This is a genomic window from Kitasatospora sp. NPDC051164 (genome assembly GCF_044455625.1).
In the GTDB taxonomy this organism is placed as follows: Bacteria; Actinomycetota; Actinomycetes; order Streptomycetales; family Streptomycetaceae; genus Kitasatospora.
Map to the genome: position 1 here is coordinate 39,169 of NZ_JBITFB010000029.1, position 26,041 is coordinate 65,209.

The window sequence follows — 26,041 nt, forward strand, 5'->3', positions numbered from 1 at the left end:
ACGGGCGGCCGGAGGGGGTCAATCGCGGAGGGTGTGACGCGGCTCAAGCCGTGCATACAGGGCCGCGCAGGGCCGTACAGGTCGTACAGGTCGTGCAGCCGGGCCCGACGGCCGAGGGGGAGACAGCTGTTCGTCTGTTCTTCACCTGTCTTGTGCCGTACACGACACCGGCGCGATCCTACTGTTCTCGGCGCTCCAGCCAGGCAGCCCGACGCACGGAGGACCCATGGCCTTCGCACGACCCCGCACCCCCGGAACCCCCACCCCCCACCGCCCCCAGCGCAGACTCCGCACGGCCCGCCCGCTGACCGCCCTCGCCGCCGGGCTCGGCCTGATCGCCGGCTCGCTCGGCCTCTGGGCCGCGGGCGGCAGCGCGGCCGCCGACACCGCCCTCGCCGACACCGCCACCGGCCTGCCCGCGCCGGACCACGTGGTCGTCGTCGTCCTGGAGAACCACGCCTACTCGCAGGTCATCGGCAGCTCCAGCGCCCCGTACATCAACGGCACGCTGGTGGCCGGCGGCGCGCGGCTGACCCAGTCCCACGCGCTCACCCACCCCAGCCAGCCCAACTACTACATGCTGTTCTCCGGCAGCTCGCAGGGCATCGTCGACGACAGTTGCGTGGACGTCGGCGCGCTGCAGGGGCCCAACCTGGCCTCCGAACTGCTCGCCGCCGGCCAGACCTGGGCCAGCTACAACGAGGGCCTGCCCGCCCAGGGCGCCACCGACTGCCGCGTCGACAACTACGCGCAGAAGCACAACCCGTGGTTCGGCTTCGGCAACGTGCCCACCGACAGCGCCTACGGCATGGACGCGTTCCCGGCCGACTACAGCACCCTGCCCAAGGTCTCCTTCGTCGTCCCGGACCTCTGCGACGACATGCACGACTGCTCCGTCGGCACCGGCGACTCCTGGCTGCAGAGCAACCTCGACGCCTACGCGCAGTGGGCGAAGAGCCACAACAGCCTCCTCGTCGTCACCTTCGACGAGGACAACAGGCTGTCCGGCAACCGCATCCCGACCCTGGTCTACGGCGCCCACGTCGCCCCCGGCAGCAGCACCGCCACCACCTACAACCACTACGACGTGCTGCACACCCTGGAGGACCTGGCCGGCCTCGACGCCCACGCGGGCAACTCGGCCGGCGCCGTCGACATCACCGGCATCTGGAACTGACGCCCGTGTACGTCGCGGACTCCCGCAGCTCGAAGGCGCCCGCCGCACCGGCCACCGGCCCGGTGCGGCGGGGCGCCGTCCCCGGCACGGTGCTCGCCCTCGGCGCCGTCAGCCTGGTCACCGACGTCTCCTCCGAGATGGTCACCGCCGTCCTCCCCCTCTACCTGCTCACCGGGCTCGGCCTCTCCCCACTCGGCTTCGGCCTGCTCGACGGCATCCAGAACGGCTTCAGCGCCCTCGTCCGCCTCGTCGGCGGCCACCTCGCCGACCGCCGCGGCCGCGACGGCGCCGCCCGGCACAAGGCCGTCGCGGCCGTCGGGTACGGGCTCTCCGCGCTCTGCCGGCCGCTGCTGCTGCTCGTCCACACCGTGCCGCTGATCGGCGCGGTGATCGCCGTCGACCGCACCGGCAAGGGCCTGCGCACCGCACCCCGGGACGCGATGATCTCGCTCGCCACCGAACCCGCCCACCGCGGACGGGCGTTCGGCGTACACCGGGCGATGGACACGGCCGGCGCCCTGCTCGGACCGCTCACCGCCTTTCTGGTGCTGCGACTCGCCGGCGGCCCGCTGCTCGCCGACGGCGGCGAACGGCACGGCTACGACGCGGTGTTCACGGTCAGCTCCTGCGTCGCCGCCCTGGGCGTCCTGATCCTGCTGCTGTTCGTGCCGAACCGGCAACGATCCGACGATCCGTCAACTGTGGCTCCCTCGATGCGTGACAGCCTCACCCTGCTGCGCCTTCCCGGGCTCCGGCGGCTCGCCCTCTGCGCCGTCCTGCTCGGGCTGACCACCGTCAGCGACTCCTTCCTCTACCTGCTCATCCAGCGCCGGCTGGGCCTGTCCGTCACCCTCTTCCCGCTGCTGCCGCTCGGCACCGCCGCCGCCTTCCTGCTGCTCGCCGTCCCGCTCGGCGCGCTCGCCGACCGGATCGGCCGCCACCGGCTCTTCCTCGCCGGACACGGCGTGCTGCTGCTCGCGTACGGGCTGCTGCTCTCGCCGCTGCGCGGACTGCCGGCGGTGATCTGCGTCCTGGCGCTGCACGGCGCGTTCTACGCGGCCACCGACGGCGTGCTCGCCGCCGCGGCCGCCGACGCCGTACCGGCCGAGCAGCGCGGCGCCGGGCTCGCCCTGGTCGGCACCGGGCAGGCGCTGTCCCGGTTCGCCTGCTCGCTGCTGTTCGGCGCGCTGTGGGGCGCGGTCGGCGGCCCGGCGGCGCTGGGCTGGTCGACGGGGGCGCTGGCGCTGTGCGTGCTCGGCGCGGCGGCGGTGCTGCGCCCGTCCGAACCCCTGGCCGTGGCCGACGGCGGACCTGCCGGACCTGCTGCTGACTGCGATGCCGCACCCGTCGCCGCCGAGGAGAGCTCGTGAACCTGCCGAACCGGACCAGGATGATCATCCTGCTGGTCGCCGTCGTGCTGCTCGGCGCGGTCGGCACCGGGGCCGTCCTGCACGCGGCCGGCCGTACCGCCCGCCGGGACCAGGTCCAGCCCGGTGGGCCGTCCGTCGAGTCGGGCGCCGTCTCCCTCCAGGTGCCCGGCAGCGGACGCCGGTTGCTGTTCCGCAACATGGCCTGGGGTCCGCACCGGGACGAGATCACCACCGTCCCCGCCGACCGCCCCGACGGCCCGCGCACCGCCTCCGGCGTCCAGTGTCTGCGCTTCCACGCCGCCGCCGGCACCGGCATCTGCCTGCAGGCCCAGCACGGTGCGCTGGAGGACACCTACCGGGCCGTCATCCTCGACGACCACCTGCGCGAGCGGCGTTCCTTCCCGGCCGCCGGCATCCCCACTCGCTCCCGGGTCTCACCGTCCGGGCACCTCGCCGCCTGGACGGTCTTCGTCAGCGGCGACTCGTACGCGGGCAGCGACTTCTCCACCCGCACCTCGATCGTGGACGTCCGGGACTGGAACCTCCGGGAGAACCTGGAGGACTTCGCGGTCATCCTGGACGGCCACCCGTACCAGGCGCACGACACCAACATCTGGGGCGTCACCTTCGCCGACGACAACACCTTCTACGCCACCGTCGCCAGCTCCGGGCAGACCCACCTCGTCCGCGGAGACCTCACCGCCCGCACCCTCACCGCCCTGCACGACAACGTCGAGTGCCCCTCGCTCTCCCCGGACGGCACCCGCATCGCGTACAAGAAGCGCGTCCCCGGCCTCCCCGTCGACGCACCCTGGCGGCTGTACGTGCTCGACCTCGCCACCATGACCGAGACCGCCACCGCCGAGCAGCGCAACATCGACGACCAGGCGCTCTGGGACGGCAACGGCACCCTGGTCTACGCCCTGCCCGGCGACTACGGCGCCGACCTGTGGACCGTGCCGGCCGACGGCTCGGGCAGCCCGCAGTCACTCACCAAGGCCGCCGTGGCCCCCGCCTACCTGGGCTGAGGAACTCTCGGATACGGTCCCACGTCGAGCACAGTGCGACGTCCTGATCGAATGTCCGGATCGAACGTCCTGACCGATGGGGAGCGAGCAACCATGGACGGCATCCCACCCGAGCGCATGGTGACCGACTCCTGGCCCGCCCTGCACGGCCGCCCCGTCCTGCGGCGCACCGTCGCCGTCGGGCTGGTGCTGTGCGTGTCCGTCGCCGCCGCCCTCGTGGTGCGCGGCGTCAACGCGCTCACCGTCGGCCGCACCGGCCACGAGACCGACCGCGACCGCGCCGAACGCCTGGCCGGCCTCCACCCCTCCCAGCACCCGGGCGTCGGCCGGTACTACGTCCCGGTCGGCGCCGTCTACACCCACACCTCCGACGGCGCCCCCGTCGCCTACCTCCACTACCGCCTCGGCGGCGGCAAGGCCCCGGGCGTCGGCGACTTCCTCAGCGCCTACGACCTCCCCGCCCCCGGCCCGGCCGCCCCCCTCCCGCCCGACCTCGTCGCCGCCCTCGGCGGCGACGAGCCGGCCGAGGCCCCGGAACTCCCCGACAGGCCGATCACCTCCCCCGCCCCGACCTTCTCCCCGTCGGCCGTCCCCTCCGCTTCTCCGTCCCCTTCGGCCTCCCCCGCTCCCGCCGAGGACACGCCCGTCCTGGCCCCCGATGGCGATGCCGATAGCGATGGCGATGGCGACGCCGGCCTGGAGGCAGCTCCGGAAGCCGCCCCAGAAGCTGCTCCCGAAGCAACCCCCGAGGCGACCCCCGACGACGAGCCCGTCGTCACCACCCCCGTCCCCACCCTGGCTCCAGCCCCCACCCCGACGCCCACCCACACCCCCACCGCCCGCCGCATCTACGTGGCCGCCATCCCCGGCGGCCTCTCCGGCGCCGCCGACATCTACATCCGCGCCACCGGCTGACCTCGCCGCCGCCGCGCATGCCGAAGCCCCGCCGGTGCGCGGCGGGGCCTGGACGGTTCGGGAGGCGGCGTCAGCCGGGCAGGCCGGGGACGGCGGCGATGGTGACGGGGTGGCCCATGGTGCTGATGCGCCAGGTGGCGAGGGCCTGGTAGGCGGGGGAGTGGTACCAGCCGTGGGCGTCGGCCTCGGTGGGGAACTCGAGGATGGCGGTCTTGGTGTAGGCGGTGTCTCCCTCCAGCCGGGCCGGGGCGGCGAAGGCGAGCAGGCGGCCCTGGTGGGGCTCCATGGTGGCGCCGACATTGGCGAGGTAGTGGCCGAGGTCGGCGTCGGGGGTGCTGTCGGTGCGGGTGATGACGATGTAGTGCATGGCGTACTCCGTGCGGTAGTGGTCAGCGGGTGGCAGAAACGACAGGGATGGCAGTGGTGGCAGGAGCGACAGGGTCGGCGGGGGTGGTGGGGGCGGTGACGGCCTTGGGCCGCCGGGCAGGGGCCTGACCCGCGAACATGGCGCCGAGGGCGAGCGTCAGGCCGAGGAGCTGCCACCCGGTGAGGGTCTGGCCGAGGACGACGAGACCGCCCACGGTCGCGACCACCGGGTTGATCAGGCCGAGGAACGAGGTCGGTCCGGCGCCCAGCCGCTCGATGCCGCGGAACCAGAGGATGTAGCCGAGGGCGGTGCTGAAGAGGCCGAGGTAGGCGAAGCCGGCCAGGTTGGCGGCGCTCAGGGCGGGCGGTGCGCCCTCGACGAGCGCCGCGAGCGGCACCAGGAAGACCGAGCCGGCGAGGAGCTGCCAGGCGGTGAGGTCGAGCAGGGTGGCGCCCTCGGGGCGGCCCCAGCGGCGCGTGAGGACGGTGCCCGTGGCCATCAGCGCGATCGCGGTGACCATCGCGGCGATCCCGACACCGTCCAGCCGGGCGCCGCTCTTGAGCACCAGGAGGGCGACGCCGCCGACTCCGATCAGTCCCGCGAGCAGTGCGCGCCGTCCGGGCCGTACGCCGAGGACGCCGATGGAGAGCCCGGCGACGAGCAGTGGCTGGATCGCCCCGATGGTGGCCGCGACCCCGCCGGGCAGGCGGTACGCGCCGACGAAGGTGAGCGGGAAGAACAGCCCGATGTTGAGCATCCCGAGCACGGCCGCGCGCCCCCACCAGCGGCCCTTGGGCAGTTTGCGGCCGATCAGCAGGAGCAGCAGTCCGGCTGGCAGGGCGCGCAGTGCCGCGAGCAGCAGCGGGCGGCCTTCGGGCAGCAGCTGGGTGGTGACCAGGTAGGTCGTGCCCCAGGCGGCCGGGGCGAGTGCGGCGGTGGCGGCGATTGCTGCGCGCTTGCGGTCCATGACGGCCATCCCCTGAACGTTGATTATCTGAACGTTGAGATAAGTTCTACGCCCCCAGGTAGGTGAACGTCAAGTATGTGAAGGCTAAGATATTTGGACGGGGGTCCGGGAAGCAGAACCAGGAAGGCGGCAGACCATGGAGCAGCGCGACACCGTCGACGACATCGTCGAGCAGTGGGCGAGGACCCGTCCCGACCTCAATCCGAGGGCACTGGCCCTGATCGGCCGGCTGCGGCGACTCAACGTCCGGGTCGACGCCGCCCTGCGCGAGTACTTCACCTCCTGTGGCCTGGACTCCTCCGAGTTCGACGTCCTGGCCACCCTGCGGCGCTCCGGCGAGCCCTACGAGCTCAACGCCCGCGCCCTCCTCAAGTCCGCCATGGTCACCTCCGGCGCCATCACCAACCGGGTCGACCGGCTGGTGGCCAAGGGCCTGGTCGAGCGCAACCCCTGCCCCGACGACCGCCGCGCCGTCCTGGTCCGCCTCACCCCGGTCGGCAAGGAGCTGATCGACGGCGCCCTGGCCGGCCACGTCCGCAACGAGGAACGTATCCTCGCCGCGCTCGACGACGACGAGCGCACCCAGCTCGACGGCCTGCTGCGCAAGCTCCTCATCGCGCACGGGGACACCGAACCCCTCCTCGGCTGAGCGGCGACTCCGGTCGACGAGGGGGAGGGCCGGCGGGGAGGACCGAGGGGAGCGTGACGCGGAGGCCGGCGCGGAGGCCGGCGCGGAGGCCGGCGCGGAGGCCGGCGCGGAGGCGGGCGTGTCCGGCGCCCGCCCGCCCGCGTTGACTCCGGCGGAACCGCACCCGCGGACCCTGCGGAACCGCACCGGAGGAGAAGCCCGATGAAGGACAGGACGCCCAGGGAGATCGCCGTCCACGACCAGCTCCGGGCGGCCGGCGAGGAGGGCGCCCAGTGGCTCACCGCCTCCGGGTGGGGCCTGCCGGTGACGGTGCCGTTGCAGAACGCGGCCACGTGGCAGCAGGAGACCCGGGCCCGGATGCTGGCGGCGCAGCAGGACAAGTCCTGCACCTGGTGCGACCACCTGCTCCACGGCGGCCCCCAGCCCGTCGTCGTCCACGCCGAGGACCCCACCCACCTGATCTGCCGCACCTGCTCCGTCGCCGCCCGCCCCCACCGCACCTGCCTGGACTGCGGCGAGCCCGCCGCCTCCGCGTCCCCGGTCGACGGACGCGAGGACGTCTTCATGGGCGCGGTGTCGATCTACACCCGCCTCCGCTGCACCGCCTGCCATCGCGCCGACCCCCAGCGCGCCGACCCCCGGCGCGGCACCTTCGGCAGCGGCGCCTGACGGACTGCCCGGCCGTACGCGCCGCCCGGCTGTACGTGCCGTCCGGCTGTACGTGCCGCCCGGCTGTATGTGCCGTCCGGCTGTACGTGCCGCCCGGCCGTACGCGAGGCTCAGGCGGACGCGCCGCTCAGCGGTACGCGACCAGCGCGTACCGCTCGTCGCACACCGGGCCACCCCACAGCTCGTCGTCCCCGCTGAGCGGCTCGACCCGCAGCTCGGCCACCAACGGTCGTACGGCACCGGCGAGTTCGTCCGCCCCGATGCCGCCGCTCCATGGCAGCCGCTCCGCCCCGGCCGCGTACGGTGCCACGGCCTGCCCGGCCTCGCGCCACCGGCCCTCGACCAGGACCAGCCGGCCGCCCGGGCGCAGCAGCCCCACCCAGGCGCGGAGGGCCCGCTCGGGCTCGGGCAGCGTCCAGATCAGGTGGCGCGACAACAGGACGTCGAAACCCTCGCCCCCGACCGGCGGTGCCGCCGCATCACCCACCAGGAACCGGCCCGGCAGCCCCGCCGCCGCGAGCTTCGCCCGCGCCCGCTCGACCATGCGCGGTGCCAGGTCCACCCCGGTCACCCGGTGCCCGTCCGCCGCGAGCAGCGACGACAGCGAGCCCGTGCCGCACCCGACATCGAGCACGTCGCAGGCCTCACCCGGCACCCACCCCCGAACCCGCCGCACCCACGCCGCCCGGACGGAGGCGTCCCGCAACCCGTGGTCGGGCTCCTCGTCGAAGGCCTCGGCGGCCGCGTCCCAGTACTCGGCGACGTCGGGGCCGGAGCCGGAGCCGGGGTCGGAGGCGGGCTCGCTGGAGTCGTCGGAGTCGCTCATGCCGGGCATTGTCCCCACCGCCACTGACACCGGCCGTGAAGCGGTTTTGCGATTGACTTCGGAATGTATTCCGAACTAGCTTCAAGTCATGTCGACCCTCACCGTGTCGTTCTCCGACCTGTCGAAGCACTCCAAGCGCGTCGCGGACGCCGTGGAGCGAGCCCACCGAGTGCACGTGACGCGCCGGGACGGCGAGGACCTCTACCTCACGACCGAACGCCACGATCGCGAACGCGAGGAAACCGCAGATGTCACGGCGCGCCTGTTCGCCGCACTGATCAGCAGCGATGAGGGCGCACGGGCGGTACTCCTGGCCCTGCCCGCCGTCTTTCCCTGGACCAGGCACCTGTCGGCTGAGGAGGTGCGCCAGTTCGTCGTCGACCTCGTCGACTCGACCCGCGATGTCGTCGAGCTGGACGTCCACGCCAATCTGCACCGGGTGATAGCCGAATGGCGCGCCACCGCGAGAGTCCTCGCGGATCCGGCGCTGGTGGCGGAGCTCACCAGGCCGCTCCCCGGCGACGACCACGGCGAGGTGGTCGAGCCGTGAGCCCCAAGCGCGGTGACGACGTCCCGCCGCCGCCCATTGGTGACGAGTGGCGGCTGCGGTTCGGTACGAGCGAGGCCGCCAAGGGCTGGAGCGAGCTGTGTGCCGAAGCGCCGGGGAACGCCCGGCGCTGCTTCGAGGCGTTGCGGGCGGACCCCCTTTCCAGGAGCGATCCGGATCGGCAGCATCGCCTTCGGGGGCGTCTGGCGACCCGGGTGTTCGGAGGTGCCGAGCTGCCGCAGTGGGAGTACGAGGTGACCGCAGGGGGGCGGGTGCGTTACCTGGTGGACGAGGCGGGCCGGGCCGTGCATGTCGTCTACGCCTCGTCCCGGCATCCGAAGGACACGGACGCGTAGTCCGGGCGGCCCGGTCCGCGCCGTCTCCGGTGCCTTGCGGCGCCCTCAGGCCGTCGCGTCCAGGGCCGGCGGCTGCCAGTCGTAGATCGGGGCGGAGCGGCTGAGGAGGGCGCGGGCGGGGAGGAGGCCGGCGAGGGTGAGGGCGGTGGTGCGGAGGAGGGCGGCGACGGGGGTGCGGAGGGCGACGAGGTCGCCGATGCGGCGGGAGCCGGTGACGATGGCGGTGGTGCGGGGGAGGCGGGCGGCGGTGTAGGCGGGGAGGGCGGCGGCGGGGTCCGTGGACGGGGTCAGCAGGGAGGCGAGGACGACGGCGTCCTCGATGGCCTGGCAGGCGCCCTGGCCCTGGAAGGGGCACATCGCGTGGGCGGCGTCGCCGAGGAGGGCGACCCGGCCGTGGTGGTGGGCGGGCAGCGGGTCGGCGAGGTCCCAGACGTCGTGGCGCAGGACGCGCTCCGGCTCGGCGAGCGCGAGGAGTTGGGGTACGGGCGCGCACCAGGTGCCGTACCGGCGCAGGAGTTCGGCCTTCTCGTCGCCGTCGGCGGCGCGGGCGCCGGCCGGGGCGAGGGCGGCGCCGTACACGTAGACGCGGCCGTCGGCGAGCGGGACGATCCCGGCGAGCCGTCCGCGTCCCCAGATCTCGCCGGCAGCGTCCGGTCGGCGGGTGGGGGTGACGATGGTGCGCCAGGTGGTGAAGCCGCTGTAGCGGGGGCCGGGGTGCTGGGGGAAGAGCAGGCCGCGGGTGGCGGATCGGATGCCGTCGGCGGCGACGACCAGCCCGGCGGGCCGGTCGCCGTCCGGGGTCCGGGCGACGGCGGGTTCGGTGGCGCTGCCGGGGGTGACGAGCGAGGCGGGCGAGTCGGTGCGGACGGTGCCGTCCGGGAGGGCGTCGACCAGGGCGGCGATGACATCGGCGCGGGCGACGGCGGCGATCGGGTCGCCGAATTGGGCCTCGAAGGTGGCGGTGTCGGTGCGGGCGAGCCAGCGGCCGGAGGGGTGGCGCAGGCCGATGGCGGGGTGCGGGGTGGCGAGGGCGCGCAGGCGTTCGCCGACGCCGAGCCGGTCGAGGGCGCGCAGGGCGTTGGGGGCGAGGGCGAGTCCGGCGCCGACGGGTTCGAGCGAGGCGGCGCGTTCGTGGACGGCCACGGGGATGCCCTGCCGGTGGAGGGCGAGGGCGGCGGTGAGCCCGCCGATGCCGCCGCCGATGACGATCGCCTGGTGCCTGTCCATGGGTGGGCTCCTCATCTCGCACTACGGCTGTAGTTAGCGCTGCCCGCACACCGTACTACGGATGTAGTGCCGCAGACTACTGCCGTAGTAGGTTGGGATCGCCCGAGGAGAAAGGCCATGATCGGACCCATGACGCCCCCGCGCCCGACCCTGATCGCCGACGCAGCCATCGCCCTGATCGCCGAACGCGGCCTGCGCGGGCTGACCCACCGCGCCGTGGACGAGGAGGCCGGGCTGCCCGCCGGCTCGACCTCCAACCTCGCCCGGACCAGGGCCGCCCTGCTCGAGGTCGCGCTCACCCGGATCGTCGAGCGGGAGACCCGGGAGCACCCCGTCCTCACCGGTGAGCCGCCGGCCGACACCCCGCCGCGCGAGCTGCTCGTACGGGTCGCCGCCGATCTGCTGTTCCAGGCGCTCACCACCGGACGCCGGCTCACCCTGGCCCGGCTCGAACTCGCCCTGGAAGCCACCAGGCGGCCCGAACTGCGCGCCGTCTACGACCGGTTGGGCGCGCGCTTCGCCGACGCCGCCACCGTCCTGCTCGCCCGGTGCGGCTCGACCGACCCGGCGGCCGACGCCCGACGGCTGGTCCGCTGGTGCGACGGCGTGCTGTTCAACGCGACGGCCGGCAGCGGGCACTGGCGCACGCCGATGCCGGAGGAGCTGCGCGACGATGCGGCGCGCTACCTCGACGCGCTGCTCACGGCGGCAGAGTAGGAGCCCGGGGGAGAGGCCCGGGTCGTCCCGCTTATACTCCGTTACTCCGTGTGCTCGATCGGCCAAGGGGGAGACATGAGCGTGGTCAGCCTCGTCGCACCGGTGTTCCTCCTGCTCGTGCTGCTGGTGGTGCGGGTGGTGACACTTCCGCTGCTGCTGTGGCTTCAACGGGCGACGCGCCAACGGGCGGCGGCGGCCGTGGGTGCGGGCGCCCCGGTCAGTCGGGTGCCGTTCATCGCCGCGCCGCTGGTGGGGCTCGTCTGCGCGGCAGGGCTGGATGCCCTGTTGTTCCTCGGCGACACCGACACCCTCCGGATGCTGCGGGAGCCGATCGACACCGACAACGTGCGCTACCTGAGCAGGGAGGCGCACCTGGCCCTCCACACGGCGAGGCTCTGGTACCTCGTTCCCGTGATCTCGGCCCTGGTGCTCTGGCTGCTGTTCTGGTTCCTGACCCAGCGCAACCTGCTGACCGTCCGCATGCCGGAGCAGGTCCGGTCGGCACGTGCCACCTGGCGCCGGGTCCTCGGCCTGCTCGCCCTGCGCGCGGTGATCGGCGTGTTCGCCCTGCCGTACTGGCTGGTCTTCGCCGTGCTGCTGTTCCAGATCGGTGCGGTCGTCACCAGCAGGCGGCACGAGCCGGTCGTCACCGGGTCGAACACCGCCGCACCGGCCACCCCTGCGCCGAACGCGGCCGCGACCACCCCGGCGCCGCAGGCGTACGTTCCGACGCAGCACGTTCCGGCCGCCCCGCCGGTGCCGCAGTTCGCGCCGCCCGTATCACCTGCCCCGCCCGTGGCCCACGGTCCACTCCGTGTCCACGAGCCCCGCACGATCGGCGGCTACCAGCTCCTCGGCCGGATCGGCTCCGGCGGGATGGGCACGGTCTACCTCGCCCAGCGCCAGGGCTCCGCCACCCAGGTCGCCCTGAAGACCATCAACCTCGAACTCCTCGACGACGCCGAGCTGTTGCGCCGCTTCCAGCGTGAGTCCGAGGTGCTGGCCATGGTGCCCGGCGCCTACACCGCCCGGGTGCTCGACGCGGGCGTGGACGCCGGACGTCCGTACCTGGCCATGGAGTTGCTGGACGGCCGCCCGCTGGACGTCCACTTGCGGGAGCAGGGGCCGATCCGCTCCGCCGAGGCGCTCCGTGCGCTCGCGCTGGCGCTGGCCGTGGCGCTGTCCGGGGTGCACCGGCTCGGGCTGATCCACCGGGACCTCAAGCCGGCCAACATCATGCTGACCACGGCCGGCCCGCGCCTGCTGGACTTCGGCATCGCGGCGATCGTGGACGGCACCCGGCTCACCGCCACCGGCGGCGGGCCCGGCACCCTGACGTACATGGCGCCGGAGCAGTTCGGCGATGAGCGGGTCGGTACGGCCGCCGACGTGTGGGCCTGGGCGTGCTGCGTGGTGTGCGCGGCGCACGGGGCCAGCCCGTTCGCGGCGACCAGCACCGGCGCGGTGATCCGCCGGATCGTGGACACCGGGCCCGAACCGACCGCGCTGGCGGCGGTCCGGGCTCTCGACCCGGCGCTCGCCGCGGTCGTCACCCGCGCGCTGGCCATCGACCCGGCGCAGCGCCCGGCGGACGGCGCCACCCTGCTGGCAGTGCTGGCGGCGGCCCAGCCGACGACGTCGGACCCCGTGGCCGTCGACGACCAGATCACCCGGGGTTGGCGGACCCTGGTCCTGTAGCGGCTCGGCCCGCGACCGGCACCCGGGGCGGCGGCCCGCGACCGGCACCCGGGGCGGCGGGGCGCGGGCAGTCAGCCGCAGGCGGACACCCGCGCGAGGATCAGCTCGGCGCACTCGTCCGCCGAGGTCCGGGAGCTGTCCACCACCAGGTCGTACGCGACCCCCTCGTGCACCGCTTCCGCCTGCGCGGCGGCCATTCCGGCCACCCGATCGCCGCGCGCGGCCTCCCGGGCCGCGGCCACCGCCGGGTCGCAGCGCACGCCGACCCAGAGCACGTCCAGGCCCTCGAGTGCCGCCCGCCAGCGGGCCTGCGAGGCGGTGGTGCCGAGGAACACCTCGTCCACCACGATCCGGGCGCCGGCCCGGGCCATCGCCGCCACCCCGACCGTCCAGGCGGCGTCCAACGCGGCGAAGGCCGGCCCGACCTCGACCGTGCCGGTCCCGTCCTCCAGGCCGCCGATGCCCTCCCCGCCGCTGCGCAGCGAGGGCGGCAGGGCGCCGACCATGGTGTCCGCGCCGAGGTGCAGCCACGGCTGCGGCAGCAGTTCCTGCAGACGGTGGGCGATGCTGGATTTGCCGGAGCTGGAGCCGCCGTTGAGGACGATCACATGCATGCGCGCATCCTACGCAGTCGCCCCTTACGCGGAGGTCGCCCCGCGCGGAGTGCCGTCGTAGGCCGCCGCCGCGGCCGCGAAGGACGCTGCCAGCGCCGGCGCCCCCGCCCAGTGCAGGTGCAGGTAGGAGGCGTGCACCCGGCCCGCGGCGAAGCCCTCCGTGCGGGGCCCGGTCGGCAGGCGCCAGCCCCAGGCGGGGCGTTCGCCCGCGCCCGGTTCGCACACCGTCCGGTGGAACTCGTGCCCGCGCACCCGGGTGCCGGCCGCCGCGAGCGGCGAGTCGTGCAGGGCGACGGCCTCCCGGTAGCCGAGGGTGAGGCGCTCGGTCATCCGGGCCTCGGTGTCGAGCACGCCGCACATCGGCAGGCCGTCCAACTCCCGCCCCAGGTAGAGCAGTCCGGCGCACTCGGCGGCGATCGGCCCGCCCGACGCGGCGAAGGAGGCGATCGCCGAGCGCAGTTCGGTGTTCCCGCTCAACTCCCGTACGTACAGCTCCGGGAAGCCGCCGCCGATGACCAGCCCGGCGGTTCCCGCCGGGAGGGCCGTGGCGTGCAGCGGGTCGAACGGGACCACCTCCGCCCCGGCCGCGCCGAGCAGTTCGGCGTTCTCGGCGTACGAGAAGGAGAACGCCGGGCCGCCCGCCACCGCGAGCCGCGGCCGACCGGCCACCGGGGTGACCTCGGCCGACGGGTCCCACGGCTCGGCGTCCACATCGGGTGCCGTGCGGGCGAGTTCCAGCAGCGCGTCCAGGTCGACCGAGGAGCCGACCAGCTCGCCCATGTCGGCGACCGCCTTCAGCGCCTCCGCCGAGCGCTCCACCGCGGGGATCAGCCCGAGGTGGCGGGACGGCGTGGCGACCGCCGCCGAGCGGCGCAGCGCGCCCAGCACCGGCACGCCGGAGCCCTCCTCCAGGGCCTCGCGCAGCAGGTGCTCGTGCCGGTCGGAGGCGACCCGGTTGAGGATCACCCCGGCGAGCCGCACCTGCGGGTCCCAGGAGGCGAAGCCGTGCACCAGCGCGGCCACCGAGCGGGACTGCGAGGAGCCGTCCACCACCAGCACCACCGGTGCCCGCAGCAGTTTGGCGACGTGCGCGGTGGACGCCAACTCCCCGCGCCCGGAGGCCCCGTCGAACAGGCCCATGACGCCCTCGACCACCGCGACGTCCGCGCCCGCCGCGCCGTGCAGGAACAGCGGCGCGATCCGCTCGGGACCGCACATGAAGGCGTCGAGGTTGCGGCCCGGGCGCCCGGCGGCGAGCGCGTGGTAGCCCGGGTCGATGTAGTCGGGGCCGACCTTGTGCGGGGACACCGCCAGCCCGCGCGCGGCGAGTGCCGCGATCAGGCCGGTGGCGACGGTGGTCTTGCCGGCGCCGGAGGAGGGCGCGGCGATGACGAGGCGGGGGACGGTGCTCAACGGTCTACCACTCGATACCGCGCTGGCCCTTGCGGCCGGCGTCCATGGGGTGCTTCACCTTGGTCATCTCGGTGACCAGGTCGGCGAAGCCGGTCAGCGCCTCGGGCGCGTACCGGCCGGTGATGACGACGTGCTGGCTGCCCGGGCGGTCCTTGAGCACGGCCACCACCTCGTCGGCGTCGATCCACCCCCAGTGCATCGGGTAGGTGAACTCGTCGAGCACGTAGAAGCGGTAGGTCTCGGCCGCGAGGTCGCGCTTGACCTGCTCCCAGCCCTCCTTGGCCGCCTCCTCGCTGGTCATCTCCTGTTCGGCGGAGCGCTGGATCCAGGACCAGCCGGAGCCCATCTTGTGCCAGTCGACGGTGCCGCCCTCGCCGGAGGCGCCGAGCACGCGCAGCGCGTTCTCCTCGCCGACCTTCCACTTGGCGGACTTCACGAACTGGAACACCCCGACCGGCCAGCCCTGGTTCCAGGCCCGCAGCGCCATGCCGAACGCGGCCGTGGACTTGCCCTTGCCGGGGCCGGTGTGCACGGCGGTGATCGGCTGCGTACGTCGCTGACGGGTCGTCAGGCCGTCGTCGGGAACGCTCTCGGGGACGCCCTTGGGCATGGGTCAGGCCGCCTTTCGCATGGTGGTCGCGCGGTTGTCGCGGACGGTCGAGGAACGGTTGTCCCCGCGGTTCTCGCGGACGAGCGAGGCCACGCCCTCGGCGCGCAGCTCGTCCAGGCTGACGGCGGTGCCGCCGAGCTGCCCGGCCAGGGTGCGGGCCAGGCCCAGCCGGACCGGGCCGGACTCGCAGTCCAGCACCACGTTCGCCGTGCCCTGCGCGGCGAACAGCGCGGCCGCGCGGTGGGAGCGGGCGAGTGCGTCGCGGCCGCCGGTGGCCCGGCCGTCGGTCACCACGACCAGCAGCGGGCGGCGGCTCGGGTCGCGCAGCCGCTCGACCCGCAGCACCTCGTGGGCCCGCAGCAGCCCCTCGGCCAGCGGGGTCCGTCCGCCGGTGGGCAGCGACTCCAGCCGGGCCGCGCCGACCTCCACGGAGGAGGTGGGCGGCAGCGCCAGCTCGGCGCCGGCGCCGCGGAAAGTGATCATGCCGATCTTGTCGCGCCGCTGGTAGGCGTCCATCAGCAGTGACAGCACGGCGCCCTTGACGGCGGTCATCCGTTGCCGGGCGGCCATCGAGCCCGAGGCGTCGACCACGAACAGCACCAGGTTGGACTCCCGGCCCTGGCGCACCTGTTCGCGGAAGTCGTCCTTCCGCAGCACCAGCGCCCGGCCGCTGCGTCCGCGTGCCGCCTGGTGCGGCGCGGCGGCCTGCAGGGTCGCGGTCAGGTGCAGCCGGCCGAGCGCGCCCTGCGGGCGGCGGGCGCGGATGGTGTGCCCGCCGGTGGTCTCGGCGGGGGAGCGGCGGCCCTGGGCGCCGTGGCCGGTGCCGCGGACGGTGAACAGCTTGGTCCGGTACGGGTCCCCGGCCGCGGCCGGCGTCGACTCCCTTGCGGGGGCCGGGTGTTGGGCCGGGACCGGCGACTGTGGCTGGTCGTCCCCGCCGGTCGTGGACGCCTCCGGGGCGCCGCCGTCGGAGGGCTCGGGCGCCCCGCCGCCGTCCGGACCGCCGCCGTCCGGGCCGCCGCCGTCCGGGCCGCCGCCGTCCGGGCCGCCCTCGGGGCCGGGGCCGTCGCTGTCCGGCCCCGGGCCGTCGCCCTCGGGCTCGGGGTCGGGCTCGTCCCCCTGGGCGTGCTCCTCCAGCGTCCGGTCCAGCTGCTCCTCGTCCAGCCCCGGCGCGTCGAAGGGGTTGCGGCGGCGCCGGTGCGGCAGCGCGAGCTGGGCGGCCTTGCGGACGTCCTCCTCCAGCGCCTCGGTGCGCCCGTCCCAGGCGGCGAGCGCGACGGCGGTGCGGGCCATCACGATGTCCGCTCGCAGGCCGTCCACCTCGAACGCGGCGCACACGGCGGTGATCTGACGAAGCGCCACTTCGGTCAGCTCGACCTTGGGTAGCAACTCCCGTGCGGCGGTGATGCGTTCGGCGAGTGCCCGCTCTTCCTCGGCGAACCGCGCGGCGAAGCCGGCCGGGTCGGCGTCGTAGGCGAGCCGGCGGCGGACCACGTCGGCGCGCTCGGCCGGGTCCCGGGTGGCGGCGATCTCGACGGTCAGGCCGAACCGGTCGAGCAGCTGCGGCCGCAGCTCGCCCTCCTCCGGGTTCATCGTGCCGACCAGCAGGAACCGGGCCGCGTGCCGCACCGACACGCCCTCGCGCTCGACGTACGAGCGGCCCATCGCGGCGGCGTCCAGCAGCAGGTCCACCACGTGGTCCTGGAGCAGGTTCACCTCGTCGATGTAGAGCACGCCGCGGTGTGCCTTGGCGAGCAGCCCGGGCTCGTACGCCTTGACGCCCTCGGCCAGCGCGCGCTCCAGGTCGAGCGAGCCGACGATCCGGTCCTCGGCCACGCCGACCGGCAACTCGACCAGCTGGGACGGCCGTTCGTGGCTCCCGGCGGCGGAGTGCGGCCCGTCCGGGCACTGTGGGTCGGGCGCGGCCGGGTCGCAGGCGAAGCGGCAGCCGTCCACGGCGGCGATGGACGGCAGCAGGCCGGCCAGCGCGCGCACCATGGTCGACTTCGCGGTGCCCTTCTCGCCGCGGACCAGCACGCCGCCCACGGCCGGGGAGACCGCGTTCAGCAGCAGCCCCAGCCGCAGGTCGGCCATGCCGACGATCGCGGTGAACGGATAGCGGACGTCAGTCATGCGTCACTCCCAGGTGCCCCGGGCGCCAGGAACGGCAGCGATCCGGCCGCCGGCACCCCGCCCTCGATCAGCTTCCACAGCGCGTCGGTGTCCGCGTGTTCCTCGATCAGGTCGCCCAGCCGGTCCAGCCGGGCCTCGCGCGCCTCGGCGAAGGAGGTGTCCGGCGCCGGGACGAACGCCCGGCCCGCCAACTCGGCGACTTCGCGCAGGAGTTCGCGACGGAAGTCGTCGTTCTCCAGCACGCCGTGCCAGGTCGTGCCCCAGACCGAGCCCACCCGGCAGCCGTCCAGACTCTGCCCTCGGCCATCGGAGACGAACGCCTGGCCCCCCTCCACGGCCACCACCCCGTGGTGGATCTCGTAGCCCTCGACCCGGTGCCCGAACGCCTCGCCGACCGGCCGCGCCAGCACCTTCTCGGCGCCGAACCGCACCTGCGTCGGCAGCAGGCCGAGCCCGTCGACGGCGCCCGCCTTGGACTCCACCTCGTCGACGATCCCGCGCGCCAGCATCTGGTAGCCGCCGCACACCCCGAGAACCGGCCTCCCGGCCGCCGCCCGCGCCTTCAGCGCCGGCTCAAGGCCGCGCTCGCGCAGCCAGGCGAGGTCCGCCACGGTGGCCCGGGTGCCGGGCAGCACCACCAGGTCGGCGTCGGCCAGCTCCTCGGGTCTGGTGGCCCAGCGCACCAGCACGCCCGGCTCCTGCGCCAGCGCGTCCAGGTCGGTGAAGTTGGACAGCCGGGGGAAGCGCACCACGGCCACCCGCAGCACGTCCGCCCCGAGCGGCCCGCGCCCGTCGACCCGGTCCACCACCGTCGACAGGTCCAGCGAGTCCTCGGCGTCCAGCCACAGTCCGGGCAGCATCGGCAGGGTGCCCAGCACCGGACGGCCGGTCAGCTCGTGCAGCATCTCCAGCCCGGGCGCCAGCAGCCGCGCGTCGCCGCGGAACTTGTTGACGAACCAGCCGGCCACGTGCCGCTGGTCCTCCGCCGACAGCAGCGCCAGCGTCCCGTACATCGCCGCGAACACGCCGCCGCGGTCGATGTCCCCGACCACCACCACCGGCAGCCCGGCGGCCGTGGCCAGGCCCATGTTGGCGATGTCGCGGTCGCGCAGGTTGATCTCGGCGGGCGAGCCGGCGCCCTCGCAGACGACCACGTCGTAGCGGCGGCGCAGGTCGGCCAGGCACTCCAGGGCGCGCTCCAGCAGGACGGGCTTGCGCTCGCGGTAGTCCAGCGCACCGACCTCGGCGACCGGCCTGCCCAGCAGCACCACCTGGCTGCGGCCGTCCGCGCCGGGCTTCAGCAGCACCGGGTTCATCGCCGCCTCCGGCTCCACCCGGGCGGCCTGCGCCTGCATCGCCTGGGCGCGCCCGATCTCGGCGCCGTCGGCGGTGACGAAGGAGTTCAACGACATGTTCTGCGCCTTGTACGGCGCGACCCGCACACCCTGGCGGGCCAGCCAGCGGCAGATACCGGCCGTCACCACGCTCTTGCCCGCGTCCGAGGTCGTCCCGGCGACCAGCAGCGCGTTGCTCATGCCCCACCCCTCCTCTTACCGAACGCCCTGATCACGAGATGCCCCGCGACCGTCGTACCCAGTGCCAGCGCGCCCACCCGCCGGGAGAGCGCGCAGGCCCGCTCGATGTCGTCCACCGTCACCGGCCGCAGCTCCGTGCCCAGCACCGGACGGTGCTCCACGCGCTCGCCGTACTGCAGCGTGCCGCCCAGCCGCACGCCCACCGCGCCGGCGAACGCCGACTCCGCCTGGCCCGCGTTCGGGCTCGGGTGCGAGGAGCCGTCGCGCCGCCAGACCCGCCAGGCCGTCCGGGGCTGCGGGGCGGCGGCCACCGTCAGCAGCGCGGTCAGCCGGGCGCCCGGCCAGCCCGCCACGTCGTCCAGCCGGGCCGAGGCCCAGCCGAACCGGGCGTAGCGCGGCGAACGGTGTCCCACCATGGCGTCCAGGGTGTTCACCGCACGGAACGCCAGCAGCCCGGGCGTGCCCGCCAGGGCGCCCCAGGCCAGCGCGTTCACCACGGCGTCGGCGGTGTTCTCGGCCACCGACTCGACCACCGCGCGGGCGATCTGCTGCCCGTCCAGGGCGCTCGGATCCCGCCCGCACAGGTGCGGCAGCCGCTCCCGCGCGGCCCGCAGGTCGCCGTCCTTCAGCGAGCGGCCGATGGCGCGGGCCTCCCGGGTGAGCGAGGTGCCGCCGAGGACCGTCCAGGTCGCGGCCGCCGCCAGCGCCGCCCGGCCCAGCGGGCGCCGGCCCACCGTACGGTCCAGGGCGAGCGCGCCCGCCGCGACCGCGCCCACGCACAGCGCCGTGTACCCGGCCCCGGCCGTACGGTCGTCGCGCCACAGGCGCCGCTCCAACCGGGTCGCCGCGCTGCCGAAGACGGCCACCGGGTGGCCTCGGCGCGGGTCGGCGAAGCGGGCGTCGGCGGCGTAGCCCGCGACGGCGCCCAGCGCGAACGCGGCGGCGCGGGCCAGGGGGCGTCCGGTCGCAGGACGGACGGTCACAGGACGAACGGTCACAGCACGAACGCCGGAAGGGGGCTGATCGGAAGACAACTCACCGGGAGACAGCTCGGCGGAAGGCCGCTCGGAGTCCGGTGGGGCGGGGCAGCCTGCATCGCGTGCGTGTCCTCACTCAGGGTCCGCGCCCTGGATCGACGTAGCGGGGGCGAGAGTCTCCTGGCTTCCGGGTCGGACACACCCCCGGGGCCTTCCAGCGGCTTCTGACGGCCCGCCGTGGCGATCATTCCGAGCGTGCTCCCCGGTGACAGTGGCGGGACCGCGCCGGACTCGCACCGGCTTCCTCTCCATGCCTCCGATTGGCCCCAGGATCCCATCACGCGGCCGAACCGGGAGTCAACCGAGGTCACGGAGGGGTTGGTCACACCGGGCACCGCCCCGACGCGCTGTGGGATCGCCCAGCGGAGCACCGCCCCCGGACCGGCCGCTTCGTGGGTTCGGTCGCTGGGGCGCACCGCGGTCCGCGCCTACCGTTCGGTGGCATGCGTCGCAGAAAGACCCCCACTGTCCCGCCTCCGGTGCCGTTCTCCCCCGCGGCCGCCCGCGCCCACCGGGCCGGCCTCGGCCTGACCCCCGAGCAGGTCGCGGAGGGCATGGCCGCGCACGGCGTCCGGCTGCTGCCCACCCACGTCCTCGCCTGGGAGGCCGGCGAGCTGCGCCCCAGCGAACCGGAGTTCATCGCCCTCGCCCGCGCCCTCTGGTGCCCCACCGCAAAGCTGATGGACACCCGCCCGGTACGGCTGCGCGACCACCGCGTCGCCCGTGAACTCGGCCAGGCCGCCGTCGCCGACCGCACCGGCACCATCCTCGACACCTACCGGCAGGCCGAACTGACCGGCCAATGGGACGGCGACGAGGAACAGACCCGCGCCCTCGCCGAGGTCCTCGACCTGACCCTGCCCGAGCTCGTGGAGGCCACCGGCCGCCGGGAGGCCCTCGGCCGGCTCCTCCGCCAGTGCGTCGCGGGCCGCTGGCAACCCCACCTCCGCGCCCTCGCCCGCATCGTCCCGGCCCCCGCCGACACCCTCGCCGCCGCTCTCACCGTCCTCCACCAGGAACACCACGTCCCCACCCACTGGGGTGCCACCACCCGCGCCGCCCCACCCCCCACCACCGACTCCCTCACCCCCCGCTTCTGGCACCTCCTCGACGCCGCCACGGACTGACCCCGCGCCCCGACGCCGGCCCCTGTCCCCGCGCCGAGTGACCCGGACGGCCCAGCCCGGTGGCCGGGCGGCCGGGGCGCCGGTGGACTGGTGCACGAACACCGTCCGGTCCGTGACCAACAGAGCGGGGATCGATATGCGCTGGGGAACCGCCGCCGTCGTGGCGGCCGCCGCCGTCGGAGCCGGGGCCGTCGTCCTGGTGATCGGCCGCCGGGCCTCCGAGCGGATGGTCCGCCCGGTCACGGCCGTGCAGGAGTCCGGGCCGGTCCTGGTCCGCGGCCTCGGCGTCGGGCGGATCACCTTCAGCCGCGGCCCCGAGAGCCTGCGTCCCGGCCGCTGGGCGGTCGAGTGGGACGACGGCGGCCACGCGGTCGTCGAGGAGGTCCTGCACAGCGACGAGGAGGGCGTCACCCGTCGGCTGGTCCGCGCCGACCGGGGCACCCTCGTCCCCGGCGCCGAGGTCCGCTTCACCCCGCGCGTCCACGTCGGCGACCCCACCCGGGCGCTCGGCCTCGCCTACACCGAGACCGCGGTCGACGGCGAACTCGGCGCCCTCCCCGCCTGGTATCTCGACGGCAAGCGCGGCACGTGGGTGATCCTCGTCCACGGCCCCGAGGCCGACCGCCAGCAGACCCTTCCGGTCCTGCCCGTCCTCGACCGTCTCGGCCTGCCCGCCCTCGCCGTCACCTACCGCGGCGACGAGGGCGCCCCGGCCTCCCCGGACGGGTACAGCCACTTCGGCGAGACCGAGTGGCGTGACGTCGAGGCGGCGGTACGGCTGGCGCTCGCCCACGGCGCGGGTCGGGTGATCCTCTACGGATGGTCGGTCGGCGCCACGATGGTCCTGCTGACGGCGGCCCGCTCCGCCTGGGCGTACGCCGTCAGCGGCCTGATCCTCGACTCGCCGGTCCTCGACCTGCCGGCCACCGCCCGCGGCGACGCCGAACGGCTGGGCTTCCGGGGTGCGGCCGTCGAACTCGGCGCCCTCGCCGCCCAGGGCCGCACCGGCGTCGACCTCGCCGACTTCTCCCGCATTGCCGAGGGCACCGACCTGCGCGTCCCGACCCTCCTCCTGCACAGTCCGGCCGACCGGGTCTCCCCGTTCCGCAGTGCCGAGCGCCTCGCCGCCGCCCGCCCCGACGTGGTCGGCCTCCAGCCCTTCCCCGGCGCCGACCACGGCACCCTCTGGAACTCCGCCCCCGACCACTACACCGAAATCCTCCGTCGCTGGCTCACCCCGCTCCTCTGACCGGGAGCCACCGCCCGTGCGGAGCGCGGGAAGTCGGACCCGCCGACTTCTCGTGCTCCAAGATCGGCCCGTCCCGCGCGCCCATCCGTCCGGATCCGGGCTCGACAGCCCTGCCGCCCGCCGACGGCTTCGGCGCGGCCAGCAGCGATCGCCGCGCCGTGAGGGGAACATTTTTGGCCCCGCACACCACTCTCTCCCTCACGTTCCGTGACTGCTCGAACGACGGCAGCAACCGTCGCGACTGACCTGGCATGAGCAGGCCACACGTTTCCGGCCAGGCGGTTTGCCTCTGTTGCCCGATCTTGCGGAGGTGTCGCCACCGGGCGCCCGGTCGTACGGACAACCGGATGTGACAGAAGGCCGGTACAAGGGGAAGACTGCTCGACGTGACGTCTCGGAACCCGCGCGACCGTGATGCCCCGCTCCCGCCTCCGATCGGTACCGGTGCGACGGTGACCCGTCTCCCCGGTACGGCCCACCGGCCAGCCGGTGGCAGGCCGAGCGGGGCGGTTGTACCCCGTAACGGCGTACCCCGGCGACGGGGACCCGCGCCGGCGCCCGGACGGGGCCGGGTTCCCGTGCCGGAGGGCTTTCCGGCGCCGGCCGAGTTGGCGCCGCTGGCCCGCCGGATGCTGGTGGACGCCGTCCGGATCGCCCGCTGGGCCGGGGAGCTGCCGGAGATCGACAAGCGTGGTGAACTGCTCCCGGAGGACGCCCGTGCGGCGGGCCGGGCGCTGGCCATGACGGTCGGTGCCGCCGCCAAGGCCTGGGGGCAGGCGCTCCTGGTGGGCCTGGTGGAGGCCCGGGACACCGGGGCCGGTCCAGGCTGGCGCCTGCACGCCTGGGAGCACGACGACGAGGCCGTGGTGCGCGGCTGGTCGGCGCTGTTCGACGCCTGGACCCTGCTCGCCCCGGTGCCGCCCGCCGCGCTGCGCGGGGTGTTCGCCGTACTGGCCGGGCAGGCCGTGGACCAGGCTCCGCAGCTGCTCTCCTTCCTGCACCTGGTGGACGGTCCGGTGGCCGAGAGCGAGCTGCTGGAGCTGCTGCGCCGTGGCCTGGACGAGCGCCGGGTCGGCGGGGCCGGCGGTCCGGGCCTGTCGCCCGTGCCGCACGCGGCCTCCGCGGTGTCCGCGGTCCGCGGCACCTGCCGGGAGCCGCAGATCGACACCCCGGCCTCGCCCTCGGACGTGGCCGCCGTCCTGGACTGGATGCTGGACGGCCTGGCGGCCGTCGGCGCCCTGACGCGCAGGAACGAGGCCGCCGAGCTGTCGCCGCTCGGCCACTGGGCGGTGCGGGCGAAGCTGGAGGAGATCTGCACGGTCGCGCAGACCGCGGCCGGGCACATCGAGCAGAGCGCTTTCGAGCTGCTGAACGCCTGTGCGGACTACTCGCCGGGCCCGGCCCGCGCCGAGTACCGCGCCTGGGTGGCGGCCCGTCCGGCGGACCGGGCGGTGGCCGAGCTGCTGGAGGCGGCACGGGGAGACGACGCGCTGGTGCGCGGGCTGGCCTTCGAGGCGCTGCGGGTGGCCGGAGGGCCGGCCGAGCAGGCGGTGCGGGCGGCGGTGGACGCGCCGGTGCTGCGCCCGTACGCGCTGCTGTGGCTGGCGGAGCGCGCGGACGAGGGGGTTTCCCCGGCGGACGTACTGGGCGCGGACGACGCGGCCTGGCTCTGGGTGGACACGGCGGCGGCGGTGCTCGACCACGGCGAGACGGAGCTGCTGGTGGGCCATGTCGAGGGTGCCTCGGCGGGCGACCCGGTGCGGCTGTTCGCCCGGGCCCGGCAGTCCGGGCACCCGAGGGCGGCCTCGGTGCTGACGGCGGTCTCGGGCGTGCACCCGGACCCGGGGGTGGCGCGGGCGGCCCGCCGTTCGGCCTTCAGCGTCCACACCGGCGGGGCGTAGCCACCGCGGGCTCGCTGGAACGGAGCACGGCGAAGGGCCCGGAACCGATCGGTTCCGGGCCCTTCCGCGTGGGTCGAACGAGCGGCCTCAGCCGAGCCGCGACTCCGCCCGCCGGGCGCGGACGTCGCCGACCTTCTGCCCCACCTTGCGGCGGATGACCAGCAGCGGCGCCATCGCGGCGAGCGTGATCTGGGCGAACGCGCCGACGTGCATCAGCGCGTCGCCGCCGGGCAGGCCGGTGGCCCAGGCGGCCAGGCAGCCGATGGAGACCACGATCCAGCAGAGCGTGGCGGTGGCCAGCAGCCCCTGCGGCTTCGGGTACTCGATCCGGCTGACCATCAGGTACGCGGCGCCGAAGATGGCGAGCAGACCGGGCAGGAACGGCGGGTCGAGCAGCACGATGGCGATGACCGTCATCGCGCCCATCGGGCAGGGCATGCCCTGGAACACCCCGGGCCGCATCTTGACGGCCGAGAAGCGGGCCAGCCGCAGGACGACCGCGAGCAGCACGGTGATCGCGATGAGCGCCGAGAGCTTGCTGTTGGAGCCCTGGGAGACCATGCCCCAGACCGCGACGAAGTAGGCCGGCGCGATGCCGAAGCTGATCAGGTCCGCCAGGTTGTCCAGTTCCGCTCCGAGGGCGGAGGAGCGCAGCTTGCGCGCCACCAGGCCGTCGAAGAGGTCGCACATGGAGCCGATCAGCAGCAGCGTGACCGCGGTGGCGGCGCTGTGCCGGTCCGGAGCGGCGTCCGGATTGGTGATGTGCGGGACGAGGACCCCGGTGGTGATCGAGTAGATCGCCAGGAAGCCGCAGACGGCGTTCCCCAGGGTCAGGAAGTCGGCGGTGGACAGGTGCTGGGGAGAGCGCGGGGCGCGCAGCTCGCGGTCGCGCGCCCAGCGGCGGCGGCGCAGGGCCGTCTCCTCGTCGTCCAGGCCGACGATTGTCTCAGGATCAGTCACGGTCAAGGCGCGTCACCCCGGCTGTGGTCTTCTGGCCGACCTCGACGCCGACCTCGACGCCGGCCGGCAGGTAGGTGTCGACCCGGGACCCGAACCGGATCAGGCCGATCCGGTCGCCCTGCTCGACCTTGGTTCCGGCGGCCACGTACGGCACGATGCGGCGGGCCACGGCCCCCGCGATCTGGACCATCTCGATGTCGCCGAGCTCGGTGTCGAAGTGCCAGACGACCCGCTCGTTCTGGTCGCTGTCCTTGTTGAACGCGGGGACGAAGCCGCCCGCGACGTGCTCGACGGACGTCACCGTGCCCGGCAGGGGCGCGCGGTTGACGTGGACGTTGAGCGGGCTCATGAAGATCGCGACCCGGGTGCGGCCGTCCGGCCAGGCGTCGATGCTCTGCACCACGCCGTCGGCGGGGGAGATCACTCTGCCCGTGGCGATCTCACGCTCGGGGTCGCGGAAGAACCACAGCATGCCCGCGCTGAGCGCACAGGCGGGTACCGCCGCCAGGGCCCACTTGCCGCTGCGCCGGGTGAGGGCGGTGGTCACGGCGGCCGTGGCGAGGGTGGGGACGAACCAGGGGGTGGCTCCGCGCGCGATGGTCACGCGGGGTCGCCGACCGGCCGTCGGGGCTGCGAGGGCATCGCGGTCCGTGACGGAAGTGCGAGGGGACGGGCTGATGGGCATCGAAGACCTTTGTCGCGGGGGATCATGGCCGCTGGACGGGGGCCACCGCGGGATCGGTAATAGAAGGGACGGCTTGCTGTCCCGGTGGATGCTATCGGGAGCACACGGTGGGTGGGCAACCCGCCTGCTCGTTCATGTGTCCGGTGGGAGCGCGTGTGCGCGTCCCACCTCTACGACCGTAGCTCGCCCCGGTCCGGTTCCCAAGGGACCTGACAGAGCTGGTGAGACTTGTCTCAAGAGGTGCCCCGGCGAAACCCGGTGGGG

Annotated in this window: 25 protein-coding genes and 1 riboswitch; of the genes, 13 read left to right on the plus strand and 12 right to left on the minus strand. The window is 74.7% G+C overall.

What is annotated here, in order from left to right; genetic code table 11:
- Window positions 1-226: 226 nt before the first annotated feature.
- The 4 genes from ACIBEC_RS35195 to ACIBEC_RS35210 all read left to right on the plus strand — a co-directional run bounded on the left by ACIBEC_RS35195 (window position 227) and on the right by ACIBEC_RS35210 (window position 4,490).
- A complete protein-coding gene (locus ACIBEC_RS35195) occupies window positions 227-1,177 on the plus strand; it encodes an alkaline phosphatase family protein (protein ID WP_360499555.1) in 951 nt (316 codons plus the stop codon).
- Window positions 1,178-1,182: 5 nt separating this feature from the next.
- Entirely contained in the window at window positions 1,183-2,547 is a 1,365-nt protein-coding gene (locus ACIBEC_RS35200; RefSeq protein WP_360499557.1) for an MFS transporter, read from the plus strand.
- Between the two features lie 20 nt (window positions 2,548-2,567).
- Complete coding sequence (locus ACIBEC_RS35205) at window positions 2,568-3,575, plus strand: TolB family protein (RefSeq protein ID WP_396289802.1); 1,008 nt, start codon at window positions 2,568-2,570, stop codon at window positions 3,573-3,575.
- Between the two features lie 93 nt (window positions 3,576-3,668).
- Entirely contained in the window at window positions 3,669-4,490 is an 822-nt protein-coding gene (locus tag ACIBEC_RS35210; protein ID WP_360499559.1) for a hypothetical protein, read from the plus strand.
- A gap of 70 nt (window positions 4,491-4,560) precedes the next feature.
- Here the strand turns inward: ACIBEC_RS35210 and ACIBEC_RS35215 are convergent, their stop codons facing one another.
- Window positions 4,561-4,857 carry a DUF1330 domain-containing protein gene (locus tag ACIBEC_RS35215; protein WP_360499561.1) on the minus strand — a complete coding sequence of 99 codons (297 nt, stop codon included), beginning with the start codon at window positions 4,855-4,857 and terminating at the stop codon, window positions 4,561-4,563.
- Window positions 4,858-4,879: 22 nt separating this feature from the next.
- A complete protein-coding gene (locus tag ACIBEC_RS35220; RefSeq protein WP_360499563.1) occupies window positions 4,880-5,824 on the minus strand; it encodes an EamA family transporter in 945 nt (314 codons plus the stop codon).
- Between the two features lie 136 nt (window positions 5,825-5,960).
- On the opposite strand from ACIBEC_RS35220, the gene ACIBEC_RS35225 reads away from it, so the two are divergent.
- A complete protein-coding gene (locus ACIBEC_RS35225) occupies window positions 5,961-6,473 on the plus strand; it encodes a MarR family transcriptional regulator (RefSeq protein WP_360499565.1) in 513 nt (170 codons plus the stop codon).
- 201 nt (window positions 6,474-6,674) lie between these two features.
- Window positions 6,675-7,142, plus strand: a complete 468-nt coding sequence (locus ACIBEC_RS35230) for a hypothetical protein (protein WP_360499567.1) — start codon at window positions 6,675-6,677, stop codon at window positions 7,140-7,142.
- Between the two features lie 127 nt (window positions 7,143-7,269).
- On the opposite strand, the gene ACIBEC_RS35235 is transcribed toward ACIBEC_RS35230, so the two are convergent.
- Window positions 7,270-7,968, minus strand: a complete 699-nt coding sequence (locus ACIBEC_RS35235) for a class I SAM-dependent methyltransferase (protein ID WP_360499568.1) — start codon at window positions 7,966-7,968, stop codon at window positions 7,270-7,272.
- 88 nt (window positions 7,969-8,056) lie between these two features.
- On the opposite strand from ACIBEC_RS35235, the gene ACIBEC_RS35240 reads away from it, so the two are divergent.
- A complete protein-coding gene (locus ACIBEC_RS35240) occupies window positions 8,057-8,518 on the plus strand; it encodes a prevent-host-death family protein (RefSeq protein ID WP_360499570.1) in 462 nt (153 codons plus the stop codon).
- Entirely contained in the window at window positions 8,515-8,871 is a 357-nt protein-coding gene (locus tag ACIBEC_RS35245) for a hypothetical protein (protein ID WP_360499572.1), read from the plus strand. Before ACIBEC_RS35240 ends, ACIBEC_RS35245 begins: the two co-directional genes overlap by 4 nt.
- Window positions 8,872-8,916: 45 nt before the next feature.
- On the opposite strand, the gene ACIBEC_RS35250 is transcribed toward ACIBEC_RS35245, so the two are convergent.
- The gene (locus ACIBEC_RS35250) at window positions 8,917-10,098 is read right to left on the minus strand and encodes an FAD-dependent monooxygenase (RefSeq protein WP_360499574.1); all 1,182 of its coding nucleotides are present in this window, start codon (window positions 10,096-10,098) and stop codon (window positions 8,917-8,919) included.
- A 117-nt stretch (window positions 10,099-10,215) separates the two neighbouring features.
- On the opposite strand from ACIBEC_RS35250, the gene ACIBEC_RS35255 reads away from it, so the two are divergent.
- The gene (locus ACIBEC_RS35255) at window positions 10,216-10,815 is read left to right on the plus strand and encodes a TetR/AcrR family transcriptional regulator (protein ID WP_360499576.1); all 600 of its coding nucleotides are present in this window, start codon (window positions 10,216-10,218) and stop codon (window positions 10,813-10,815) included.
- Between the two features lie 75 nt (window positions 10,816-10,890).
- On the plus strand, window positions 10,891-12,513 hold the full coding sequence (locus ACIBEC_RS35260; RefSeq protein WP_360499578.1) for a serine/threonine-protein kinase: 1,623 nt from the start codon (window positions 10,891-10,893) through the stop codon (window positions 12,511-12,513).
- Window positions 12,514-12,584: 71 nt separating this feature from the next.
- On the opposite strand, the gene cpt is transcribed toward ACIBEC_RS35260, so the two are convergent.
- The 6 genes from cpt to ACIBEC_RS35290 are packed head-to-tail and all read right to left on the minus strand — an operon-like array spanning window position 12,585 to window position 19,801.
- Window positions 12,585-13,121, minus strand: a complete 537-nt coding sequence (gene cpt / locus ACIBEC_RS35265) for a chloramphenicol phosphotransferase CPT (protein ID WP_360499732.1) — start codon at window positions 13,119-13,121, stop codon at window positions 12,585-12,587.
- Between the two features lie 30 nt (window positions 13,122-13,151).
- Window positions 13,152-14,540 (minus strand): cobyrinate a,c-diamide synthase, encoded by a 1,389-nt coding sequence (locus tag ACIBEC_RS35270; protein WP_360499579.1) that lies wholly within the window; start codon window positions 14,538-14,540, stop codon window positions 13,152-13,154.
- Window positions 14,541-14,544: 4 nt separating this feature from the next.
- Window positions 14,545-15,150, minus strand: a complete 606-nt coding sequence (gene cobO / locus ACIBEC_RS35275; protein WP_360499581.1) for a cob(I)yrinic acid a,c-diamide adenosyltransferase — start codon at window positions 15,148-15,150, stop codon at window positions 14,545-14,547.
- A 3-nt stretch (window positions 15,151-15,153) separates the two neighbouring features.
- A complete protein-coding gene (locus ACIBEC_RS35280; protein WP_360499583.1) occupies window positions 15,154-17,283 on the minus strand; it encodes a putative cobaltochelatase in 2,130 nt (709 codons plus the stop codon).
- Window positions 17,280-18,818, minus strand: coding sequence for a cobyric acid synthase (locus tag ACIBEC_RS35285; protein ID WP_360499585.1), 1,539 nt, complete (start codon window positions 18,816-18,818; stop codon window positions 17,280-17,282). The genes ACIBEC_RS35280 and ACIBEC_RS35285 overlap by 4 nt, the downstream gene beginning before the upstream one ends.
- Window positions 18,815-19,801: a cobalamin biosynthesis protein gene (locus tag ACIBEC_RS35290; protein ID WP_360499587.1), complete on the minus strand. Its 987-nt coding sequence runs from the start codon at window positions 19,799-19,801 to the stop codon at window positions 18,815-18,817. The genes ACIBEC_RS35285 and ACIBEC_RS35290 overlap by 4 nt, the downstream gene beginning before the upstream one ends.
- Before the next feature lie 167 nt (window positions 19,802-19,968).
- Window positions 19,969-20,103: riboswitch (cobalamin riboswitch) on the minus strand.
- A gap of 195 nt (window positions 20,104-20,298) precedes the next feature.
- Here ACIBEC_RS35290 and ACIBEC_RS35295 point away from each other — a divergent pair.
- The 3 genes from ACIBEC_RS35295 to ACIBEC_RS35305 all read left to right on the plus strand — a co-directional run bounded on the left by ACIBEC_RS35295 (window position 20,299) and on the right by ACIBEC_RS35305 (window position 24,132).
- Complete coding sequence (locus tag ACIBEC_RS35295; RefSeq protein ID WP_360499589.1) at window positions 20,299-20,982, plus strand: helix-turn-helix transcriptional regulator; 684 nt, start codon at window positions 20,299-20,301, stop codon at window positions 20,980-20,982.
- A gap of 112 nt (window positions 20,983-21,094) precedes the next feature.
- Window positions 21,095-22,231 carry a prolyl oligopeptidase family serine peptidase gene (locus tag ACIBEC_RS35300; protein WP_360499591.1) on the plus strand — a complete coding sequence of 379 codons (1,137 nt, stop codon included), beginning with the start codon at window positions 21,095-21,097 and terminating at the stop codon, window positions 22,229-22,231.
- Window positions 22,232-22,617: 386 nt separating this feature from the next.
- Entirely contained in the window at window positions 22,618-24,132 is a 1,515-nt protein-coding gene (locus tag ACIBEC_RS35305; protein WP_396289771.1) for a hypothetical protein, read from the plus strand.
- 87 nt (window positions 24,133-24,219) lie between these two features.
- Here ACIBEC_RS35305 and ACIBEC_RS35310 read toward each other — a convergent pair whose 3' ends face one another.
- On the minus strand, window positions 24,220-25,098 hold the full coding sequence (locus ACIBEC_RS35310; RefSeq protein WP_030059975.1) for a CDP-alcohol phosphatidyltransferase family protein: 879 nt from the start codon (window positions 25,096-25,098) through the stop codon (window positions 24,220-24,222).
- A complete protein-coding gene (locus ACIBEC_RS35315; RefSeq protein WP_360499595.1) occupies window positions 25,085-25,777 on the minus strand; it encodes a phosphatidylserine decarboxylase in 693 nt (230 codons plus the stop codon). The genes ACIBEC_RS35310 and ACIBEC_RS35315 overlap by 14 nt, the downstream gene beginning before the upstream one ends.
- Window positions 25,778-26,041 lie beyond the last annotated feature (264 nt).

What these genes read in the sequence shown, in the direction of transcription:
- ACIBEC_RS35195 (WP_360499555.1), top strand. Translation starts at nt 227, where the DNA reads ATGGCCTTCGCACGACCCCGCACCCCCGGAACCCCCACCCCCCACCGC.
- ACIBEC_RS35205 (WP_396289802.1), top strand. Translation starts at nt 2,568, where the DNA reads ATGATCATCCTGCTGGTCGCCGTCGTGCTGCTCGGCGCGGTCGGCACC.
- ACIBEC_RS35210 (WP_360499559.1), top strand. Translation starts at nt 3,669, where the DNA reads ATGGACGGCATCCCACCCGAGCGCATGGTGACCGACTCCTGGCCCGCC.
- ACIBEC_RS35215 (WP_360499561.1), bottom strand. Translation starts at nt 4,857, where the DNA reads ATGCACTACATCGTCATCACCCGCACCGACAGCACCCCCGACGCCGAC.
- ACIBEC_RS35220 (WP_360499563.1), bottom strand. Translation starts at nt 5,824, where the DNA reads ATGGACCGCAAGCGCGCAGCAATCGCCGCCACCGCCGCACTCGCCCCG.
- ACIBEC_RS35225 (WP_360499565.1), top strand. Translation starts at nt 5,961, where the DNA reads ATGGAGCAGCGCGACACCGTCGACGACATCGTCGAGCAGTGGGCGAGG.
- ACIBEC_RS35230 (WP_360499567.1), top strand. Translation starts at nt 6,675, where the DNA reads ATGAAGGACAGGACGCCCAGGGAGATCGCCGTCCACGACCAGCTCCGG.
- ACIBEC_RS35235 (WP_360499568.1), bottom strand. Translation starts at nt 7,968, where the DNA reads ATGAGCGACTCCGACGACTCCAGCGAGCCCGCCTCCGACCCCGGCTCC.
- ACIBEC_RS35240 (WP_360499570.1), top strand. Translation starts at nt 8,057, where the DNA reads ATGTCGACCCTCACCGTGTCGTTCTCCGACCTGTCGAAGCACTCCAAG.
- ACIBEC_RS35250 (WP_360499574.1), bottom strand. Translation starts at nt 10,098, where the DNA reads ATGGACAGGCACCAGGCGATCGTCATCGGCGGCGGCATCGGCGGGCTC.
- ACIBEC_RS35255 (WP_360499576.1), top strand. Translation starts at nt 10,216, where the DNA reads ATGATCGGACCCATGACGCCCCCGCGCCCGACCCTGATCGCCGACGCA.
- ACIBEC_RS35260 (WP_360499578.1), top strand. Translation starts at nt 10,891, where the DNA reads ATGAGCGTGGTCAGCCTCGTCGCACCGGTGTTCCTCCTGCTCGTGCTG.
- cobO (WP_360499581.1), bottom strand. Translation starts at nt 15,150, where the DNA reads ATGCCCAAGGGCGTCCCCGAGAGCGTTCCCGACGACGGCCTGACGACC.
- ACIBEC_RS35280 (WP_360499583.1), bottom strand. Translation starts at nt 17,283, where the DNA reads ATGACTGACGTCCGCTATCCGTTCACCGCGATCGTCGGCATGGCCGAC.
- ACIBEC_RS35285 (WP_360499585.1), bottom strand. Translation starts at nt 18,818, where the DNA reads ATGAGCAACGCGCTGCTGGTCGCCGGGACGACCTCGGACGCGGGCAAG.
- ACIBEC_RS35295 (WP_360499589.1), top strand. Translation starts at nt 20,299, where the DNA reads ATGCGTCGCAGAAAGACCCCCACTGTCCCGCCTCCGGTGCCGTTCTCC.
- ACIBEC_RS35315 (WP_360499595.1), bottom strand. Translation starts at nt 25,777, where the DNA reads ATGCCCATCAGCCCGTCCCCTCGCACTTCCGTCACGGACCGCGATGCC.